This window comes from Pontibacter beigongshangensis (assembly GCF_014332515.1).
Lineage (GTDB): Bacteria > Bacteroidota > Bacteroidia > Cytophagales > Hymenobacteraceae > Pontibacter > Pontibacter beigongshangensis.
In genome coordinates this window covers 19,861-39,260 of record NZ_VFSD01000034.1, presented here as the reverse complement: position 1 = coordinate 39,260, position 19,400 = coordinate 19,861, and the positions used below count along the sequence as shown (strand labels likewise).

Below are 19,400 nucleotides of genomic sequence, written 5' to 3'. Positions count from 1 at the left end.
ACAGGGCCACCCCGGCCTCACACTCCTGCCGGCGGGTGTTGTACTCCGAGGAGGCCAGCGAGTGCTTCACCTGCGTGTCGAGCAGCACGATGCGGTAGTCGCGCATATCGGAGGGGTAGTACTCGTACTCCAGCGAGCGGCAGTCGAGCTTCACTACATGGCCGCTCTTGCCGAACATGCTGGCAAACTGGTCCATGATGCCGCACATAACGCCGGCATATTCGTGCTCCGCCCGCTGTGCCATTTTCACGAGTGTAAACTTCTCTACCCCCAGCTGATAGATCTGGTTCAGGGCGAAGGCCAGGCCGCACTCCACCGCCGCAGACGATGACAAGCCGGCACCGATGGGAATATTGCCACCAAACACCAGGTCGAACCCGGCAATCTCGTAGCCTGCCTTCTGAAACTGCGCCACCACCCCCAGCAGGTAGTTGGCCCAACCAATTTCAGATGGCTGCACCTGCGTCAGGTCAAAAGTGGCGCTCTCTTCCAGGTCGTAGGAGTAGGCGCGGAAGGCCTGGGTGCCATTAGGCGCAACAGCAAAGTAGATCTCTTTGTTGATGGCTGCCGGCAGCACAAAGCCCTCGTTATAGTCGGTATGTTCGCCAATGAGGTTTACACGCCCCGGAGAGCGGAACAGGAGCGGCTCCTGGCGGTACAGTTGCTGAAACTTTTCTTTTATTCTATTTATCATGATGCGTGCTGCATGGGCTACTAAAAGCTTCTTTTTAATTGCAAGGTGGTTATTAATATGACCAGGCACTACCTTGGCCTGGCTGCATGTTCTGTATACGATTGGCCGGGTTACATGGGAACAGAAAACCAGCGATCTCTTTCCTGTTGAGGGACGAATTATTCTAATGAAAATGGCCCTCCGGAGGTGTAGCGGCCTCTGCTGCTCCTTAATCAGCCTTAACCGAGAATTTGTAGACAGTGGTATGGTGGTAGGTTTCGCCGGGGTGGAGGATGCTGGATGGGAACTCCGGGTGGTTGGGCGCATCGGGGAAGTGCTGCGTCTCGAGGCAAAGGGCGCAGTGCTTCTCAAAAGTCTTGCCTGCCTCGTTTTTCACGGTGCCATCGAGGGCGTTGCCCGTGTAGAACTGCACACCCGGCATGGTTGTGAAGACTTCCATAAAGCGCCTGCTCCGGGGTTCCAAAACAGAGGCGATATATCTTAAAGTACCATCCGCATCGGGCACAATATAGTTGTGATCATAGCCACCGGCCACCTGCCCGATGCGCTCGCCCACCCTATGCGGCTCTCTGAAATCCATAGGAGTTCCTTCCACGTGCCTGATCTCGCCTGTTGGCACCTGCGTGTCGTCTACCAGCGTATAGGCCTCCGAGGCGATCTGGACCACATGATCCAGAATCAACTCAGATTTTCCGGCTGACAGGTTAAAATAGCTGTGGTTGGTGAGGTTTACCGGGGTTGCTTTATCTGTTTGAGCCATGTACTCTATCTTCAGCTCATTGTCGTCTGTCAGGCTATAGGTAATCGTTGTGTGCAGGTTTCCGGGGTATCCTTCCTCACCATCCGGACTTAGGTAGGTAAGCCGGATGCCGTTCTGGTCTGGAAGCTCCTCCGCCTGCCATACTTTTTTATCGAACCCGGAAATACCGCCATGGATGTGGTTAGGCGATTTGTTTTCGGCCAGCTGGTACTCCTGTCCGTCTAGCGTAAACCTGGCATTCTTTATCCGGTTCGCAAAGCGGCCCACCACAGAGCCAACGTATGGGTGCTTTTGCAGGTATCCCTCCAATTCGTTAAAACCCAGGGCTATTTCGCCAGTTTCTCCGGCCTGGTCAGGGGTTAGGATGGAGGTGATGATAGCTCCGTAGTTTGTCAGTTTCACAACCATGCCCTGCTTGTTGGTCAGGGTGTAGAGGCTTACCTCCTGCCCGTCGGGCAGCTTGCCAAAGGGCTTCTTTATACTATCTGTTCTCATTGAATTTTCAAATTGGCCGATTCGGGGAAAGTCCCGCTTAACTATTCCAAACAACTAATTAACTTAGTTATGTTATAACTGCCAAATCCAGGATATATTAATTAACGATCGTATTTTTTTATTTATATTTACAATCGTTGGCACTGTCATGTTTATGAACTTGCTTTAGCCCATGTGGCCCCGCTCCGGATGCCAGCCAGAAGCAGACACAGAAACGGATCATACCTGCTTATGTGATTATTTATATTTGCGGCCTCGTCTCAAAGCAGGCCTCCCCCTTGCCCGCAGAACGCCATACCGGAAAACAGGTGCTGATGGTGGAACATAGGAGAGATTTGCGCCGGCGGCAATATAAATTCCGTTGAAACGGACAGGATTTTCTGCGGAGGTCCGGCCCTACAACGTGTATATGAAAAGGCTGGCCAGTTAATTTTTATAGCGGCCGAAACTTGCTCCTACACCTATGTATATATTTTACCAGATAAATACAGGGTTAATTTCATTTTAAGACATTTTTACATAATTTCGCTTTCAATTGAGATACAACCACAGACAAATAAACAACTCACTCATGTCAGATTTCGCTGAACTAATACTTGAAGGTAAATCCTACAAGCTACCGATAGTAGTAGGTACTGAAGATGAAAAAGCAATCGATATTTCTTCTTTAAGGGCTGAATCCGGATTTATCACGCTGGATTCAGGATATAAGAATACCGGTGCCACCACCAGCGCCATTACATATCTGGATGGCGAGGAAGGTATCCTTAGCTACAGAGGATATCCGATTGAGGAGCTGGCAGAAAAATCGAGTTTTATAGAAGTTTCCTATTTGCTTATTTACGGCTCGCTTCCGACTGCCGCCGAGCTCGACGCATTCAGCAAAAGAATAAAGCGACATATGCTGGTGAATGAGGATATGCGGAAGATACTCGACGGCTTCCCGTCGGCGGCTCACCCTATGGGGATACTTTCGGCGCTGGTAAGTTCCCTGACGGCTTTTTACCCGGAGTCGCTTAAATCGAACCAGACGAAAGATGAGATGGACCTGTCTATGATCCGCCTCATGGCTAAGCTCTCCACTATTGCCGCCTGGTCTTTCAAGAACTCGAACGGGCAACGCATCAACTATCCTAAAAACAAGCTGGATTATTGCTCCAACTTCCTGCACATGATGTTCTCTGACCCAACAGAGGATTATGAAGTGAACCCAGTGGTGGTAGATGCCCTTAACAAGCTGCTCATTCTGCACGCCGACCATGAGCAGAACTGCTCTACCTCAACAGTTCGCCTGGTAGGCTCGGCCCATGCCAGCCTTTACTCTTCTGTATCTGCCGGTATCAGTGCGCTGTGGGGCCCGCTGCACGGTGGGGCCAACCAGGCCGTGATCGAGATGCTGGAGCAGATTAAAGCAGACGGTGGCGACTCCAAGAAATTCATCGCCAAAGCCAAAGACAAGAATGATCCTTTCAGACTGATGGGCTTCGGGCACCGGGTGTACAAGAACTTTGACCCGCGCGCCAAAATCATCAAAAAGACGGCTGACGACGTACTCTCTGCCCTCGGCATAAAAGACCCGATACTGAACATAGCCAAGGAACTGGAGCAGGCAGCCCTGACGGACCCTTATTTTATAGAGCGCAAACTCTATCCGAACGTGGACTTCTACTCCGGCATTATTTACCGCGCCCTCGGCATCCCTACCGAAATGTTTACGGTCATGTTCGCCCTTGGCCGACTGCCAGGATGGATCGCCCAGTGGAAAGAGATGCGGGAGCAGAAAGAGCCGATCGGTCGCCCGAGACAGATTTATGTAGGTGAGAACACACGTAAGTATGTGCCGATAGAGGAAAGATAAGCTTAGTATTTCAGCGAAAAAGCTGTTCTTCCTAAAAGCGTAAAGGCCGCAAAAACTGCCATTAAGGAGTTTTTGCGGCCTTTACGCTTTTAGGAATGCACCTCTTGCAGGTCATTTTTCCAGTATCCCTTCAGCAGCAACAACAGCAGAAAGGTTGCCGGAGGTCTGTTTTGATTAGAATAATTGCTGCTGGCCGGTAGTGTCTGGCTGAATAAATAAAGCGGTGAGGCGGGAAATAGGGAACAAGGGAAAAGAAAATGAACTGGATGGATCACACACCTGCTTCGGCTCTTGCAGCTGAATAATATAGACTGCGTCTAAACTTATCGGAATCAGAAATTGCATCACCCTGAGAAAAACGACACACGTATCACGACACACGTATCAAGACATTTTGTTCTTTATAGAAAAGGTGAAAAAAATTCCGATAAGTTGTGTCGCTTTTTATATAATCCTGGGCAGCAGCAGCTACAGCAGCATGCTCCGGAGGGCCTGTTTCATTCAAATAATCGGCTTACAGAATTTTCATTTCGATTCTACGGTTCAGGCTTCGGTTCTCCTCTGTGGTGTTGGGTTGCTTTGGCCTGGACTCGCCATACCCTTTTGACCGGAGCCGGTCTTTGCCAATGCCTTTGCCGGCCAAATATTCGGCTACGGACCTGGCTCTCTTTTCGGACAGCACCTGGTTGGCATCGTCGGAGCCCACATCGTCGGTGTGGCCGGCAATCTCTATTTTCAGATCTTTATTTTGCTGCAGAAAGCTGATCAGTTTATTCAGTTCGGTTTTAGAATCCTGCGCCAGCGCATACTCGCCTGTATTAAAAAATATATTGTTCAGGACCACAGCCGCTCCTGCGCTTATAGGGTCGAGGTACACATCCAGGGCTACCGGCGTTAAGGCTTTGGCCGAGGTATAGTCAAAACTCAGGCTGTTCATCATATAGGCCGGGGCACTTACGTAGAGGGCATATTTCCTGCCCTCTGCCAGCACGGCCGTGTACTCTCCGGATACCTGGTCTGAGTTTACCTGCTGCACCAGCGAGTCGGCTTTCACATCGTAGAGCTGGATGGTGGCCTTCAAAGGCTTTTTAGTCACGTTATCGAATACCCTGCCCTGGGCGTAGGTGCTTTTCTCACTGCTCTTCCAGATATCCGGCACCTCAAAGCTGTACAACAGGATAGACGGAGCCCCCGTGTCTGCAACAACCTTGCGCGAATAGTAGCCGGTTTTATTGTCGGGGGTAATAAAGACGGAGCCTTCATCGGCGTGCGTGTTGAGGGGGTACCCCATATTCTCCGGCACTTCCCACTTATGGTCCGGCTTAAGCGTTGTTTTAAAGGCATCCAGTCCGCCAAGCCCCTGGTGCCCATCGCTTACAAAATAAAGGGTAGAACCGCTGGCATGAATAAAAGGGGCCATGTCGCGGCCACTGGTGTTGATGGGTGCTCCTGCGTTGGCAGGCTTTTCCCAGCTGCCATCCTCACGCATGTGCGTCACCCAGATATCTTCTTTTCCCTTGCCACCTGCCCTATTAGAGGTAAAGTACAGGGTTCTGCCATCGGCCGAAAGACTTGGCTGCGATTCCCAGGCTTTGGAATTAACGGTGTAGCCCATGTTGCTGGGCCTGCTCCACTCGTTTCCGGTTCTGAAAGAAATGTACAGGTCGCAGTCGCCCTGGCTGTCGGGGCGGTTACAGGAGGTAAATACCAGGGTCTTTCCATCGCCGGAGATGGTGGCGGCTCCTTCGTTGGCAAGTGAGTTAATGGCATCGGAGATGGAGACCGGCGCCTGCCACTCCCCCTCCTGCCACTGGCTCACATAGATGTTCTCGTCCTGGTCTGGCCGGGCGCTCAGGCGGCCCGTATAGATCAGGTGGCGCTGATCGGCTGTAGTAGACGGAAAATACTGCAACCCGAACCGGTTAATAGTAGCTGGCAGCTGCACGGGGTTAAACTCTACAGGGTTCAGCATAGCCAGCAGGGCATAGTCGCTGGTTCTTACCTGCTGCCGGGCCATATCCACCAGCTTGGGGTTCCTGGGTTTAGACTTCAGGAAGGCATCGTAGTAATTTTTGGCCTGCTCGTAATTTCCTCTTTCAAAATGCAGTTCTGCGATATCAAAATAATTGTTCTGCAGCGCAGGATCGTAGGGTACCAGCGCCAGCCCCTTCTCCAGATACTCAAAGGTGGCCGCCTTATCGCCAAGCGACCTGGTCAGGCTGGCTGCTTTCAGATAAGCTTCTGCAAATGCTGGGTCCTTCTGGGTCGCCTCGTCCAGAATCTCCAGGGCCTTTTTAAAATTGCGGGCCCTGGCATACTCATCGGCTTTATAGTACAGACTTTGCGCCTTTTTGGAGGTAGTGCTTAGCGTACTGGTTTGGGCACAGGTACTGTAACTGATGCAGGAGAGCAACAAAAATACGATGAGCAGATTCTTGTACATAGGTGTTATGGAATGTCCATATATTTGTGTGTCTGCAGCGACACACGCCATTTCGGGTTGTTTTTTACGTATTCCACGATCTGGGGCATCAGCTGGTCTGCCTTACTCCATTCGGGCTGCAAATAGAGCCTTGTTTTAGCCCCAACTTTAGCAGCGTGCTCCTCGGCCCAGGCAAAGTCGCTTTTGTTGAAAATGATGACCTTCAGCTCATCTGCATGCGGGTACACAGAGGCATCCGGCGCTTTAAACTTCTTGGGCGACAGGCACACCCAGTCCCAGAAACCACTTAAAGGATAGGCTCCGGAAGTTTCTATAAACGTCTGGATGCCACGTTCCTGCAGCAGCGAGGTAAGCGGATTGAGGTTGTAAAGCAAAGGCTCGCCTCCAGTTACCACCACAGCCTTTCCCGGAAACTGCCCGGCTGTTTGCACAATCTCCTCCACCGGTGTGAGCGGGTGCAGCTCCGCATCCCACGACTCTTTTACATCGCACCAGTGGCACCCCACGTCACAACCTCCCAGGCGAATAAAATAGGCGGCGCAACCGGTGTTGGCGCCTTCTCCCTGTATGGTATAAAAAGCTTCCATGAGCGGCAGGCTGCTGCCGTCCTGGGGCACCTGGTGTATGGAGGCTGTCTTATATAGCTTTGTTGTTTCTAACATATTCATTTTAAAGCACAAAACATAGGCCGTTGTGCTTTTCTTGTTCTTTTTTATATTGTTTTATTCACGCCCGAAAGGCAGAACCTGCAATTTAGCATAAATATGCAACATACTGCGCAGGCTGTTCTGTTCCTGGTTTTTGCCATAATATCAACTCACTTGGCCTAAAACTTAGGATTTCTATAACCAACCTCCCCTATATTTTTGCAATTGTTTAAAATTATATAGATATTGGCTCGTCAAAAAAAATGAAAAATTTACGTAACATATCTATTTCCTGTGCCGCAACACCAGAAAGTGCTTCCGGAGGGTCCATTATTTCCGGTGCTGTCCTTCTCTCCAGAGCCACACCAGGTATTATTACCCATTAGGGGTTTACGTAAAATTAATCATCCAGCCTTTTCGCCTTCCTGGCTTCCGTTAGCCATTTACAGGCCTCTCAAAAACTTTTAGTAAAACATCAGAACCATTAACTATGCTGGTTTTAAAATTTGGTGGAACATCCGTAGCCAACGCCAGGGCCATCTCGCAGATCGCCTCAATACTAAGCGACAAAAAAGACACAAACCGCATGCTGGTGGTAGTATCGGCCATGTCTGGCGTAACAGATATGCTGATCAACTGTTTTCAGAAAGCTGCCGCCCACGACGACTCCTACCAGGATGTGTTGCAGCAGCTCGAGGCCAAGCATATGGAAGCCATTGAGGAGCTGGTGCCGATCAATCTGCAGATAAACATTAAAGGCAAAATAAAGCTGCGCCTACGTGAGCTGGAGGATATGTGCAAAGGCGTATACCTGCTCGACGAGATCAGCGACAGCATTAAGGCCCGTGTCATGAGTTATGGCGAGCTGCTTTCGTCTGCCATTGTTTCAGAAGCCTTTCAGTACAAAGGCCTGGCCAACATCCTGATCGACAGCCGGCATTTCATCTTTACAGATAATAACTATCTGAATGCGAAAGTAGACCTTCAGAAAACCTACGAGCAGATACAGAAGCATTTGCCGGAAGCGGCGCTGATCATTGCGCCTGGCTTTATCGCCAGTTCCAGCACTGGCAAAACTACGGTGCTGGGCCGTGGCGGCTCCGATTACAGCGCCTCGCTGTACGCGGCCGCTCTAAATGCGGAAAGGCTGGAACTCTGGTCTGATGTGGATGGCATGTACACCACGGACCCACGCAAAGCCAAGTCGGCTTACTCCATTCCGGAGCTGAGCTATGAGGAGGCAATGGAACTGGCCTATTTCGGGGCCAAAGTGCTCTACCCGCCAACCATCTACCCGCTGGTGTCGGCCAAAATTCCGTTGCAGCTCAAAAACACCTTCAACCCCTCGCATAAGGGCACGCTGATTACGGAGAAAGCCACTCCCGGAAACCAGATTATAAAAGGCGTATCGTGCATCGACAACATTGCCATGCTGACCTTAACAGGCAGTGGCATGGTGGGTGTGCCCGGCATTGCCATGCGCATGTTCAAGGCGGTGGCAACCGAGAGCATCAACATCTACTTTATAACGCAATCCTCCTCCGAGCACAGCATTACCATTGGCCTCACCCAAAGTGAGGGAGCCCATGCCCTGCAAGCCCTGGAGCACGAGTTTGCGGAAGATATCCGGACAGGAATTCTGGATCCGTTGAACTTAGAGGCGCCTATGAGTATTATAGCTTTGGTAGGCAACGGCATGATAAAGCAGCCAGGCATTGCCGGCACCACTTTCTCGCTGCTGGGCAGCAATGGCATCAACATCAGAGCCATTGCGCAGGGAGCCACAGAACGCAATATTTCGTTTGTGGTGCAGGCCGAGGATGCGCAACGAGCGGTGAACCTGCTGCACGACAATTTTTTTCTTTCCAGACCAGACCTGTCGGCGTTTGAGATGGCACAACAAGTAGAATCATGAATAATTCAGAATTTATAAAAGCGTACGCACCGGCCACCGTAGCCAATGTCTGCTGCGGATTCGATGTACTGGGCTTTGCCATGGAGCACCCTGGCGATGAAGTGTGGGCGCGCAAAAAAGCAACTCCAGGTGTTACGATCTCTGCAGTAACAGGAGTGAGCGGCCTTTCGCTCGACCCGTCAGAAAACGTGATCGGGGTGGTGGCGCAGAAAATGCTCACCGACCTTGAGATTGCGCATGGTGTGGAGCTACAGCTGCATAAGGGCTTGCCGGTGGGCAGCGGACTCGGCAGCAGCGCCGCCAGCTCGGCTGCCGCAGCCTATGCCATGAACGAGCTGCTGGGCAAACCATTTACCACGCAGGAACTGGTGGTGTATGCCATGGAAGGGGAGCGCAAGGCATCTGGTTCAGCGCACGCCGACAATGTGGCTCCTGCCCTGCTGGGCGGCTTTGTGCTGGTGCGCAGCTACGAGCCACTGGATATAGTGCCGCTGGGTGTGCCGGTAGAGCTGTACTGCACGGTGATCCACCCGCAGGTAGAGCTGAAGACATCGCTGGCCCGCAGCATTCTGAAAAAGGACATACCGTTGCAGAAGGGTATCCGGCAGTGGGGCAACCTGGCCGGCCTGATTACCGGACTGCTGAAGGGTGATTACAGCCTGATCGGGCGCAGCCTCCACGACGAGATATTCGAACCGGAGCGCTCTGTGCTGATACCGTTGTTTAACCAGGCCAAGGCGGCTGCCATTGGTGCAGGGGCACTCGGATGCGGTATTTCCGGTTCCGGTCCTTCTATATTTGCCCTTTCGGCTACCGAAGCGCATGCCCTGGCCGTACAGCAGGCCATGGAGCTGGTATACAGCAGCAGTGGCATAGAATTAAAATCTTACGTAACGCAGGTGCCTGAGCAAGGTGCACGGCTGATCGAACAAACTATCTTACAACCCGCACAAGCATGACATTCTATAGTACCAACCGCCAGTCGCCGGACATGAGCTTCAGCGAGGCTGTGATCAAAGGTTTACCACAGGACAAAGGCCTGTTTTTCCCGAAGGAGATCCCGGTTTTACCTGCGTCCTTCTTCGAGGCGCTGCCAACGCTGTCGCTTCCGGAAATAGCCTACCAGGTGTTGAGCCCCTATACGGCTCCTGATATTGCCCCTGATCATCTGAAATCTATCTGCGAGGAAGTCTTCAACTTTCCAATTCCGCTGGTAGCGGTGGAGGAAGGCGTTTCGGCGTTGGAGCTGTTCTATGGCCCTACCTGTGCTTTTAAAGATGTGGGCGCCCGCTTTATGTCGCGCTGCCTGCAGGCTTTCTCCACCAGCGGCAACCCGGTTACGGTGCTGGTGGCTACTTCCGGCGATACAGGCAGTGCCGTGGCAAACGGTTTCCTAGGCGTAGCAAATATAGAGGTGGTAATTCTGTACCCGGAGGGTGGCGTAAGCGACATTCAGGAGATGCAGTTTACAACACTCGGCCAGAACATTACTTCTGTAGCTGTAAAAGGAACGTTCGACGATTGCCAGAGCCTGGTGAAGCAGGCGTTCTCGGATGCTGAACTGGCAAAAGAGATGCAGCTTTCTTCTGCCAACTCCATTAATGTGGCCCGCTGGCTGCCGCAGATGGTGTACTATTTCCATGCCTGGGGCCAGTGGAGAAAGCAAAATCCATCTGCCGAAGCCTCTGCCGTTACATTTGCTGTGCCTTCCGGAAATTTCGGTAACCTCGCTGCCGGACTGCTGGCCCGCCAGATGGGCTTGCCAATCGCCAGCTTTATAGCGGCTACCAACCGAAACAAGATAGTTCCGGATTACCTCGAGACAGGCGTTTACACGCCTGCCCCATCGGTAGCCACCATCGCCAATGCCATGGACGTTGGCGCACCAAACAACTTCCCACGTATTCTGGAGCTTTTCGGAAACGACTTCGATGCATTGCTGCAAGTGGTGAAAGGCTACTGGACAGATGACGAACCTATCCGATCGATTATCCGCGAAGTGAACCAGGAGCAAAACTACCTGATGGACCCACACGGGGCAATCGGATATATGGCCCTGAAAAAATTCTTTACTGAGCAAAAATCTGCTGGTATTTTCCTGGAAACAGCACACCCTGCCAAGTTTAAGCAGAGTATAGAGGAGATAATTGGTGAAGAAGTGGAATTGCCGGAGCAGTTGCAGGCTTTCCTGAACAAGCCTAAGCATTCTATCAGCATCAATAACGACTTCAACGAACTGGCTGCTGTGCTGCAGGAGCAGGTTAAGCTGTAGATTTAATCCCTGTTTTCATTAAGAAGAAAGCCTCAGGAAGACAAGTTCTCCTGAGGCTTTCTTTGTCTGCACCAAGTTCAAAAGGGTTTACATGATGCTGAATTATTCTAATGAAAAAGGCCCTCCAGAGCGTTTTTCTGCTGCTGAGGCACCTGTTTCATTTTCACTGAATAAAAGTACACCAGACTTCCCTATGCGTAAACTTCTTTTTTGGCAGCGCTGAGTGTGTTTTTGAGCAGCATGGCGATGGTTAAGGGGCCCACACCGCCTGGCACCGGTGTAATGTAGCTGCATTTGGGCGCTACTTCATCAAAGTTCACATCGCCTTTCAGCCTGAAACCGGATTTACGGCTGGCATCGGGTACACGGGTGGTGCCCACGTCTATCACCACGGCTCCTTCTTTCACCATGTCGGCTGTAACGAACTCGGGCTTGCCGATGGCTGCGATGATGATATCGGCCTGGCGTGTAAACGAAGGCAGGTCTACGGTGCGGCTATGGCAAACGGTTACGGTGCAGTTGCCAGGGTAAGCACTCTTGGCCATCAGGATGCTCATGGGCGAACCCACAATGTTGCTCCGACCTATCACTACGCAGTGTTTGCCGGATGTTTCGATTTTATAGCGTTCCAGCAGTTGCAGAATGCCTGCTGGCGTGGCTGGCAGGTAGGCAGGCAGGCCAGCCACCATGCGACCCACATTGGTCGGGTGGAACCCGTCTACGTCCTTGGTGGGGTCAACGGCTTCCAGCACCTTCTCCGCGTCGATGTGCTTGGGCAGGGGCAGCTGTACGATAAAACCGTCTATTTCAGGGTCCTCGTTCAGTTCTTTTATCTTGTGCAGCAGTTCCTCTTCAGTAATAGAATCTTCGTAGCGGAACAGCGACGATTCAAAGCCGACACGCTCACAGGCCAGCACTTTGTTGTTGACATAGGTAACAGAGCCCCCATCGTTTCCGACAAGAATGGCAGCCAGGTGAGGCACTTTGCCGCCTTTGGCTTTGATCTCAGCCACTTCAGCAGCTATTTCGTTCTGAATGGCTTCGGATGTTTTTTTACCGTCGAGCAGGGTCATTTTGTAAGTTGAGAGTTATGAGTTAAAAGTTATGGGTTGTTCTGCAGTCTTAAAAAGCTACATGAAAGTGTTTTTCCTGATTCGGAGATTATATTAAAAACAATCGCACAAACCATAAGCCCCGACATGCAGACATGCCGGGGCTTTTTTTAAAAGTGTTAATCCAGCTTAAGTACAGCTAGGAAGGCCTCTTGTGGAATTTCCACGTTGCCTACCTGGCGCATGCGTTTCTTCCCTTTTTTCTGCTTCTCAAGGAGCTTCCGCTTACGCGATATGTCACCGCCGTAGCACTTGGCCAATACGTTCTTGCGCATGGCCTTCACAGTTTCGCGGGCGATGATCTTTTGCCCGATGGCGGCCTGAATGGCGATCTCGAACATCTGGCGCGGCAGCAGTTCACGCAGCTTTTCGCAGAGGCGCTTGCCCCAGTCGTAAGCTTTGTCGCGGTGCACAATGGCCGAGAGCGCATCCACCTTTTCGCCGTTCAGCATCACGTCCAGTTTCACCATGTTCGATGCCCTGAAACCAATGAGCTCGTAGTCGAGGGAGGCGTAACCGCGGGAAATAGTCTTGAGTTTATCGAAGAAGTCGAACACGATTTCAGCCAGCGGCATCTCGAAGGTCATCTCCACCCGGTCGCTTGTCAGGTAGGTCTGGTTTTTCAGGATACCCCGCTTGTCCATACACAGGGTGATGATAGGCCCTACGAACTCAGATTTTGTGATGATCTGCGCTTTGATGAACGGTTCCTCGATGTGGTCAATATAGTTTGGCTCGGGCATCTCGGAAGGTGCATTCACCTTCACCATGTCGCTTTTGGTGGTGTAGGCGTGGAACTGCACCGAGGGCACGGTGGTGATCACGGTCATGTCGAACTCACGCTCCAGGCGCTCCTGCACGATCTCCATGTGCAACATGCCCAGGAACCCGCAGCGGAAGCCAAAACCCAGGGCGGCCGAGGTTTCCGGCTCCCACACCAGCGAGGCGTCGTTGAGCTGCAGCTTCTCCATGGAGGAGCGCAATTCTTCGTACTCGCTGGTCTCTACCGGGTAAATGCCGGCGAACACCATCGGCTTTACGTCCTCAAAGCCTTGAATGGACTCTCCGGGCCGATCCACGTGCGTAATGGTATCGCCTACTTTCACTTCTTTCGCGTTTTTAATACCTGAGATCAGGTAGCCTACGTTTCCGGCGCCCATTTCCTTGCGCTCCTCCTGGTTCAGTTTCAGCACCCCTATCTCATCGGCTTCGTAGGTTTTGCCCGTGTTGATGAACTTCACCTTCTCCCCTTTTTTCAGGGTGCCGTTAAAGATCCGGAAATACACCTCTATACCGCGGTAGGAGTTGAACACGGAGTCGAAAATCAGCGCCTGCAGCGGGGCGGCAGGGTCGCCTTTCGGGGCAGGAATGCGGTCGCAGATTGCGTTCAGGATATCTTCTATGCCGATACCGGCCTTACCGGAGGCCAGGATGATGTCTTCGTTATCGCAGCCGATCAGCTCGATGATCTGGTCCGACACCTCTTCGGGCATGGCGTGGGGCAGGTCTATCTTGTTCAGCACCGGAATAATCTCCAGGTCGTTGCCGATGGCCAGGTACAGGTTCGAGATCGTCTGGGCCTCAATGCCTTGCGACGAGTCCACGATCAGGAGCGCGCCTTCGCAGGCAGCAATCGAGCGGGACACCTCGTACGAAAAGTCGACGTGGCCGGGCGTGTCGATCAGGTTGAGCACATAGTCCTCGCCTTTGTAGCGGTAGTTCATCTGGATGGCGTGGCTCTTGATGGTGATGCCCCGCTCGCGCTCCAGGTCCATGTTGTCGAGCAATTGGTGCTGCATCTCACGCTCCGCCACAGTCTGGGTAAACTCCAGCAGTCGGTCGGCCAGGGTACTTTTGCCATGGTCGATGTGGGCAATAATGCAGAAATTACGGATGTTCTTCATATAGTATCAATACGAAAACAAAGTTAAGAATATTCTGCTCAAATCGATTTTTTAAGCCAACGTAATAATTATGGCCTGCATACGGGTACCCTGCTTTGTTGGCGGCCAACTGTTTGCCCCTTACCGCTGGGGCAGGTAATTATTTGAATAAAAACTGCCCTCCGGAGCCCCGCCGGCCGCACAGGTGCAGGGTCCGCCTCAGGACCTGCCATAGCTGCGGCTGCACCCGAGTGCCCTGTTAAGCGCTGCCCAGAGCATAGGCTGCCGGAATAAAAAAGCTGGTCTCCAGGTTGATACCCGAGCCGGATTACAGGTAACGCCAGCCAGAAATATAGTTATTGACATCTGTATAATAATTACTATTTTTAGTGTCAGAAGCCATTTTTCCCTAAAAGAAGCTGCCAGCCGGTAGCATCGCAATATGAAGGTCTTCTATAGAACGTGTATGGCAGAAAAAAAACCGGACAATAACTTACTGCAGAAAATAAAGGAGTTAGAAGAGGAATTAGCGCGAACAAAAGAAAAGTGCGATTTCCTGGAGAGAGTTGTAAATGAAGTGCCCGCCAACATCTATATTTCGGATGTGGACAAGGGCGTGATCTGGTGCAACAAGACCAATGAAGAGACACTGGGCTACAGCCTGGAAGAAATACTGGAGAAGGGCGGATTCCACTACCTGAAGGAAATTGTCCACCCCGACGATCAGACCGTGCCGGAAAACAGCATAGCGCATTACAAGCATTTCACCGGAGCTGAGTATGGCGGCATCTTCAGGGCCAGACATAAATTAGAGAAAGAGTATAAGTGGTTCACCGGCTGGGCCAAGTCTTTCCGAAAAAATGAGCATGGCGATGTGCAGGATGTCTTGTGCGTAGACGTGGACCTCAGCCCCAGAATGGACACCGAAGAGCAGTTGGTGGCCGCCCTTAAAGAGAACCTGAAAAACAAAAACAAGCTCCTCATCAAGCACCTCCGCAACCGGGAAGTGCAGATCCTGAGCATGATCTGCATGGGCCTGAGCACCAGAGCCATTGCCGAGCAGCTGTTCCTCAGCTACCACACCGTAGAGACGCACCGCAAAAATATTCAGCGCAAACTGGGCACCAGCAACGTGGCCGAAATGGTCATTCTGGCCCGTGAAGCCGGCCTTGGGTAAGCGCCCCTGTCTTACCCGCTTACCAATTATTCAAATCATTAAAGCCTTTCAACACCTGCTGTTCCGGTATGCAAAGAGGACCTGACGCGACAATGGTTCAGGAGGGCCAAAATCATTAGAATAATTTGAGGGCTGTAATTTTAGGTGATCTCCAATTCGATAAAAGTTAATGCTGCCGCAAGCTTCCAGCTCGTGGTTTTTCATGCTGGCGAGTTCTCTCCTCGCGGAATCCTGCAAGCCGACTTGCCTCTCCTCCCTGCTGCATTGAAGGAAATACCCCCTGCCTCCATTACGACATTCTCAAAAAAGCAACACGGTTCACGCTCGTAAATGCAAAACTTGTAACGCAGCGCCTTAGATCGTTGTTTTTATTTACATTTGTACGTTATATACACAGGACATACCGACACCAACCATGCAAGCGCTTCAGACTGAAATTTATAAACCAACGCACCATATCCGGCTCGTAACAGCCGCTTCGCTTTTTGATGGCCACGATGCCTCCATCAACATCATGCGGCGCATTATCCAGGCGTCAGGGGCAGAAGTGATACACCTGGGCCACAACCGCTCGGTGCAGGAGATAGTGGATTGCGCCATTCAGGAAGACGTGCAGGCCATTGCCATTACCTCCTACCAGGGCGGCCACCTGGAATACTTCAAGTACATGCACGACCTGCTGCAGGAGCGCGGCTGCGGCCACATCCGGATTTTCGGCGGTGGCGGCGGGGTTATTCTGCCTGAAGAGATCGAAGAGCTGCACGCCTACGGCATTGCCCGCATCTACTCGCCTGATGATGGCCGCGCCATGGGCCTGCAGGGCATGATCAACGACATGCTCAGCCAATGCGACTTCCCGACGGGTAACAACCTGAACGGCGAGGTGCAGCACCTGCAGCAGAAAGACGCCAAATCGATCGCCCGCCTGATCTCGGCAGCCGAAAACTACCCTGAGGAGTTCGCAAAAGTGAAGCAGCAGCTCATCAGCCAGGCCGCAGCTGGAGGTAGAGCTCCTGCAGACCAAAAAACAACCCCGGTGCTGGGCATAACCGGAACAGGTGGAGCCGGAAAATCTTCGCTGGTAGATGAGCTGGTGCGCCGCTTCCTGCTCGACTTCCCCGACAAAAAAATAGCGATTGTTTCGGTTGATCCCTCGAAGCGCAAAACCGGAGGCGCCCTGCTCGGCGACAGAATCCGGATGAACGCCATCGCCAGCGACCGGGTGTACATGCGCTCTTTGGCCACGCGCCAGAGCAACCTGGCCCTGAGCAAATATGTGCAGGACGCCGTGGACATTGTGAAGGCCGCCCGCTTCGACCTGATCATTCTGGAAACCTCCGGCATTGGCCAGTCCGATACCGAGATTGTGGAGCATTCTGACACGAGCCTGTATGTGATGACGCCTGAATACGGCGCCGCTACGCAGCTCGAGAAAATAGACATGCTCGACTTTGCCGACATTATCGCCCTGAATAAATTCGATAAGCGTGGCGCCCTTGATGCGCTACGCGACGTGAAGAAGCAGTACAAGCGCAACCACCAGCTCTGGGACGTGGACGATGCCCAACTGCCGGTGTTCGGTACCATCGCCTCGCAGTTCAACGATCCCGGCATGAACCAGCTCTACAAAGCGGTGATGGCCAGGATCTCCGAGAAAACAGGCCTTTCGTTTGAGTCGAAGCTGGACGTGACGGACGAGATGTCGGAGAAAGTGTTCATCATACCGCCCAGCCGCACCCGCTACCTCTCCGAAATTTCCGAAACCATCCGCAACTACGACAAGTGGAGCCGCGAGCAGGCCGAGACGGCGCAGAAGTTATACGGCATCCGCAAATCCATTGAGGCGGTGCAGGGGCTGCATATAGAGGACAAAGACCGACTGGTGAATCAGCTGGAGCAGGCTTACGCGGAGCAGGAGCTGCAACTGGACGGGCAGAACAAAAGAATCTTGGAGAACTGGCAGCAGAAAGTGCAGTCGTATAAAGATGAGTTCTACATCTTTAAAGTCCGCGACAAGGAGCTGAAGATAAAGACCCACAGCAAATCGCTTTCGCAGCTTGATATCCCTAAGATTTCCCTGCCACGCTACGAGGCCTGGGGCGATCTGCTGAAGTGGAACCTGCAGGAGAATGTGCCGGGTGAATTCCCTTACACGGCCGGCGTGTTCCCCTTTAAACGCGAAGGTGAAGACCCGACCCGCATGTTCGCCGGTGAGGGTGGCCCTGAGCGTACGAACCGCCGCTTCCACTACGTGAGCCTCGGGATGCCAGCCAAGCGCCTGTCCACCGCATTCGACTCGGTGACCTTGTATGGCGAGGATCCCGACTTCAGGCCCGACATTTATGGAAAGATTGGCAACTCCGGCGTGAGCATCTGCTGCCTCGACGATGCCAAAAAGCTTTACTCCGGCTTCAACCTCTCCCACCCCATGACCTCGGTCTCCATGACCATCAACGGGCCTGCTGCGATCCTGACAGGCTTCTTTATGAATGCCGCCATCGATCAGCAGTGTGAGCTGTATATAAGGGAGCACGGGCTGGAAGAGGAGATCAACGCGAAGATTGATGCTATCTACAAAGAGAAAGGTGAAGAACGTCCGCACTACCAGGGCCCTTTGCCAAACGGCAACGACGGATTAGGCCTGCTGCTGCTCGGCGTAACCGGCGACCAGGTGCTGCCAGCGGAGGTATATGCACCTATCAAAGAACGCACCCTCGCCTCCGTACGCGGCACCGTGCAGGCCGATATCCTGAAAGAGGACCAGGCGCAGAACACCTGCATCTTCAGCACGGAGTTTTCGCTGCGCCTGATGGGTGATGTGCAGCAGTATTTTATCGACCACCAGGTGCGCAACTTCTACTCTGTGTCTATTTCGGGTTACCACATTGCAGAGGCTGGTGCCAACCCCATTACGCAGCTGGCCTTTACACTTGCCAATGGCTTTACTTTTGTGGAGTATTATGCGAGCCGGGGCATGGACATCAACAAGTTTGCGCCTAATCTGAGCTTCTTCTTCTCCAACGGCATCGATCCGGAGTATGCGGTTATCGGGCGGGTGGCGCGCCGCATCTGGGCCAAGGCCATGAAACACAAGTACGGTGCCGATGCCCGTTCGCAGATGCTCAAGTACCACATCCAGACCTCAGGCCGCTCGCTGCATGCGCAGGAGATCGATTTCAACGACATCCGTACCACGTTGCAGGCTCTTTACGCTATCTACGACAACTGCAACTCGCTCCACACCAATGCCTACGACGAGGCCATCACCACGCCTACCGAAGCGTCGGTGCGCCGGGCCATGGCCATCCAACTGATCATAAACCGGGAACTGGGGCTGGCGAAGAACGAAAACCCGATCCAGGGTTCATTTATCATTGAGGAACTGACAGACCTGGTAGAGCAGGCGGTGCTGCAGGAGTTCGACCGTATAACAGAGCGTGGAGGCGTATTGGGCGCTATGGAAACCATGTACCAGCGGGGCAAGATCCAGGAGGAAAGCCTGTATTATGAAACGCTGAAGCACAACGGGGAGTACCCGATCATCGGCGTGAACACTTTCCTGTCTTCGCAGGGCTCCCCTACCGTTATCCCGAAAGAAGTGATCAGGGCTACCGAAGAAGAGAAGCAGTACCAGATAAAGATGGTGCAAGACCTGCACCACAGGCACGCCGACAAGGCGCAGGAGCAGCTACGGGAGCTGCAACAGGTGGCCATCCACAACGGCAACGTATTTGAGCAACTGATGGAGACGGTAAAATACTGCTCGCTGGGTCAGATTACCAATGCGCTTTTTGCCGTAGGAGGCCAGTACCGCCGAAACATGTAAGGTAGTTTTGCAGGCTTCGGGCACTTCTGTTACAGGCTAAAGCAAGCGTTTTCAGAAGACCCGGAGCCTGTAAAAACCGGTGCAAAAATATTTTTCATAAAACTAACGAACGTTAGCAACAAAATCATTATAATAGCGTTATGGAAATAGACTCCATACATAAGCTGTTATAATCATGAAAAAGATATCTACCATCTCCTCTTTCCTGGTACTCGGTACAACGTTAGGCTTCCTGCTAAAAAGCATTATGGTACCGGCAAACCTCGACATCGACCTGAAGGACGAAGATTACCACCTGTATTTATAGGTCCTGATTTA

13 protein-coding genes are annotated in these 19,400 nt (G+C 52.3%); 7 read left to right on the top strand and 6 right to left on the bottom strand.

Annotated elements, in window-relative coordinates:
- Both FJM74_RS21115 and FJM74_RS21110 read right to left on the bottom strand, forming a co-directional pair.
- On the bottom strand, positions 1–694 hold a 694-nt coding region (locus tag FJM74_RS21115; RefSeq protein WP_317175592.1), incomplete at its 3' end, for a galactokinase.
- Positions 695–902: 208 nt separating this feature from the next.
- Positions 903–1,949 carry an aldose epimerase family protein gene (locus FJM74_RS21110; protein ID WP_187264634.1) on the bottom strand — a complete coding sequence of 349 codons (1,047 nt, stop codon included), beginning with the start codon at positions 1,947–1,949 and terminating at the stop codon, positions 903–905.
- 571 nt (positions 1,950–2,520) lie between these two features.
- Here FJM74_RS21110 and FJM74_RS21105 point away from each other — a divergent pair.
- On the top strand, positions 2,521–3,807 hold the full coding sequence (locus FJM74_RS21105) for a citrate synthase (protein ID WP_187264633.1): 1,287 nt from the start codon (positions 2,521–2,523) through the stop codon (positions 3,805–3,807).
- A gap of 514 nt (positions 3,808–4,321) precedes the next feature.
- Here FJM74_RS21105 and FJM74_RS21100 read toward each other — a convergent pair.
- On the bottom strand, positions 4,322–6,250 hold the full coding sequence (locus FJM74_RS21100) for an OmpA family protein (protein WP_187264632.1): 1,929 nt from the start codon (positions 6,248–6,250) through the stop codon (positions 4,322–4,324).
- 5 nt (positions 6,251–6,255) lie between these two features.
- On the bottom strand, positions 6,256–6,912 hold the full coding sequence (locus FJM74_RS21095) for a 7-carboxy-7-deazaguanine synthase QueE (RefSeq protein WP_187264631.1): 657 nt from the start codon (positions 6,910–6,912) through the stop codon (positions 6,256–6,258).
- Positions 6,913–7,387: 475 nt separating this feature from the next.
- On the opposite strand from FJM74_RS21095, the gene FJM74_RS21090 reads away from it, so the two are divergent.
- The 3 genes from FJM74_RS21090 to thrC are packed head-to-tail and all read left to right on the top strand — an operon-like array spanning position 7,388 to position 11,084.
- On the top strand, positions 7,388–8,812 hold the full coding sequence (locus tag FJM74_RS21090; protein ID WP_187264630.1) for an aspartate kinase: 1,425 nt from the start codon (positions 7,388–7,390) through the stop codon (positions 8,810–8,812).
- Positions 8,809–9,771 carry a homoserine kinase gene (locus tag FJM74_RS21085; RefSeq protein WP_187264629.1) on the top strand — a complete coding sequence of 321 codons (963 nt, stop codon included), beginning with the start codon at positions 8,809–8,811 and terminating at the stop codon, positions 9,769–9,771. Before FJM74_RS21090 ends, FJM74_RS21085 begins: the two co-directional genes overlap by 4 nt.
- Positions 9,768–11,084, top strand: a complete 1,317-nt coding sequence (gene thrC / locus FJM74_RS21080) for a threonine synthase (protein WP_187264628.1) — start codon at positions 9,768–9,770, stop codon at positions 11,082–11,084. Before FJM74_RS21085 ends, thrC begins: the two co-directional genes overlap by 4 nt.
- Positions 11,085–11,275: 191 nt before the next feature.
- On the opposite strand, the gene folD is transcribed toward thrC, so the two are convergent.
- Together folD and lepA are read right to left on the bottom strand one after the other, a co-directional pair.
- On the bottom strand, positions 11,276–12,157 hold the full coding sequence (folD, locus tag FJM74_RS21075; protein ID WP_187264627.1) for a bifunctional methylenetetrahydrofolate dehydrogenase/methenyltetrahydrofolate cyclohydrolase FolD: 882 nt from the start codon (positions 12,155–12,157) through the stop codon (positions 11,276–11,278).
- A 158-nt stretch (positions 12,158–12,315) separates the two neighbouring features.
- Complete coding sequence (gene lepA / locus FJM74_RS21070) at positions 12,316–14,100, bottom strand: translation elongation factor 4 (RefSeq protein WP_187264626.1); 1,785 nt, start codon at positions 14,098–14,100, stop codon at positions 12,316–12,318.
- Between the two features lie 445 nt (positions 14,101–14,545).
- Here lepA and FJM74_RS21065 point away from each other — a divergent pair, with 445 nt between their 5' ends.
- From FJM74_RS21065 to FJM74_RS22605, 3 genes are all read left to right on the top strand, one after another.
- Positions 14,546–15,256, top strand: a complete 711-nt coding sequence (locus FJM74_RS21065; RefSeq protein WP_187264625.1) for a LuxR C-terminal-related transcriptional regulator — start codon at positions 14,546–14,548, stop codon at positions 15,254–15,256.
- Between the two features lie 415 nt (positions 15,257–15,671).
- Positions 15,672–19,082 carry a methylmalonyl-CoA mutase family protein gene (locus FJM74_RS21060; RefSeq protein ID WP_187264624.1) on the top strand — a complete coding sequence of 1,137 codons (3,411 nt, stop codon included), beginning with the start codon at positions 15,672–15,674 and terminating at the stop codon, positions 19,080–19,082.
- 175 nt (positions 19,083–19,257) lie between these two features.
- The gene (locus tag FJM74_RS22605; RefSeq protein ID WP_262890450.1) at positions 19,258–19,389 is read left to right on the top strand and encodes a hypothetical protein; all 132 of its coding nucleotides are present in this window, start codon (positions 19,258–19,260) and stop codon (positions 19,387–19,389) included.
- Positions 19,390–19,400 lie beyond the last annotated feature (11 nt).

Bases quoted from the DNA above. Each gene is read 5' to 3' on its own strand.
- FJM74_RS22605 (WP_262890450.1), top strand. From the start codon at position 19,258: ATGAAAAAGATATCTACCATCTCCTCTTTCCTGGTACTCGGTACAACG.
- thrC (WP_187264628.1), top strand. From the start codon at position 9,768: ATGACATTCTATAGTACCAACCGCCAGTCGCCGGACATGAGCTTCAGC.
- FJM74_RS21110 (WP_187264634.1), bottom strand. From the start codon at position 1,949: ATGAGAACAGATAGTATAAAGAAGCCCTTTGGCAAGCTGCCCGACGGG.
- FJM74_RS21100 (WP_187264632.1), bottom strand. From the start codon at position 6,250: ATGTACAAGAATCTGCTCATCGTATTTTTGTTGCTCTCCTGCATCAGT.
- FJM74_RS21090 (WP_187264630.1), top strand. From the start codon at position 7,388: ATGCTGGTTTTAAAATTTGGTGGAACATCCGTAGCCAACGCCAGGGCC.
- FJM74_RS21095 (WP_187264631.1), bottom strand. From the start codon at position 6,912: ATGTTAGAAACAACAAAGCTATATAAGACAGCCTCCATACACCAGGTG.
- FJM74_RS21060 (WP_187264624.1), top strand. From the start codon at position 15,672: ATGCAAGCGCTTCAGACTGAAATTTATAAACCAACGCACCATATCCGG.
- FJM74_RS21065 (WP_187264625.1), top strand. From the start codon at position 14,546: ATGGCAGAAAAAAAACCGGACAATAACTTACTGCAGAAAATAAAGGAG.
- FJM74_RS21085 (WP_187264629.1), top strand. From the start codon at position 8,809: ATGAATAATTCAGAATTTATAAAAGCGTACGCACCGGCCACCGTAGCC.
- folD (WP_187264627.1), bottom strand. From the start codon at position 12,157: ATGACCCTGCTCGACGGTAAAAAAACATCCGAAGCCATTCAGAACGAA.
- FJM74_RS21105 (WP_187264633.1), top strand. From the start codon at position 2,521: ATGTCAGATTTCGCTGAACTAATACTTGAAGGTAAATCCTACAAGCTA.
- lepA (WP_187264626.1), bottom strand. From the start codon at position 14,100: ATGAAGAACATCCGTAATTTCTGCATTATTGCCCACATCGACCATGGC.